The organism is Methylobacterium sp. Leaf112, from assembly GCF_001423295.1.
Classification (GTDB): Bacteria; Pseudomonadota; Alphaproteobacteria; order Rhizobiales; family Beijerinckiaceae; genus Methylobacterium.
Window position 1 is genome coordinate 1 of record NZ_LMNG01000028.1, and the last position, 1,028, is coordinate 1,028.

2 pseudogenes are annotated in these 1,028 nt (G+C 63.4%); both read left to right on the forward strand.

The annotated features are described in order from the left end of the window. Positions 1 to 251: 251 nt before the first annotated feature. A pseudogene (locus ASF52_RS23615) lies at positions 252 to 664 on the forward strand (HWE histidine kinase domain-containing protein); the annotation flags it as partial. Positions 665 to 715: 51 nt separating this feature from the next. Then, positions 716 to 1,028, forward strand: a pseudogene (locus ASF52_RS23265) (sensor histidine kinase); the annotation flags it as partial.

Here is a 1,028-nt window from a genome sequence, read left to right on the forward strand (position 1 = left end):
TGTGCGTCCGTCAGCCAAAACTCGTCCATCCGATCCTCCTTCGTCACAAAGGAATCACGGACACTCCTGACAAGCCAAATTTATGGGTCCGGAGCCTAGCTCCACCAATGGGTTCCGTGATGTCAGTGAACCGGCCAGGGCCTTGGTAACCCTGGGTACTGCTAACCACGTCTAGCTTGGGGATGGCAGAACCGACCATCATGAGTAGGCTTCGCGGTCCATGTCGGTGGCGCAACGATGAAGCGACGCTCATGGCAGCAGGGGAGGCCTTTCAGGGCGAGGCGCTGAACTACCGCAAGGACGGCTCGACCTACATGGTCGAATGGCTGATCACCCCCGTCAGGGAGGACGATGGCCGCATCACGCATTGGGTCTCGGCCCAGCGCGACGTCATCGACCGCCGTGCCTTCGAGGACCAGCAGGCGATGATGGTCCGCGAGCTCTACCATCGCGTGAAGAACACCCTTGCTACCGTCCAGGCCGTCCGGAACGCGACCATGCGCTCCGCCTCTCGCTTCCGGAGTTCGGAAGGGCGTTCACCGGTCGCATCGTCTCGCTCGCCCGGACCCACGCCCTTATCACGGAGGATCAGGCGCAAGTCGCCTCGTTCGAGGGACTGCTCCGGGCCGAGCTTGATCCGTACAACGAGAATGGGCGCATCACGCCTCGGGGACCGGCCGTTACGCTTCCATCCGAACTCGCAGTGCCTGTTGGCATGGCACTGCACGAGCTCACCACCAACGCCCGCCGGCACGGAGCCCTGGCGCATCCCGACGGTCGTGTCACGGTGACCTGGACCGTCGATGATCGCGTGAAAGCCGGGTGGCTGGCCTGGGTCTGGAACGAGCACGATGGCCCGCCGCCGGCACTGCCTACGCGGGAGGGGTTCGGCATGCGGCTGATCAACAGTATCCTCGCCGCGCAGACCAGTGATCCTCCCCCGGTCTCACGGACACCTCTGATACGCTCGTTACGGGCGGGGAAGGTGTTTGATGGCAAAAACGAGACGCGAGTTCACCCCCGAGTTC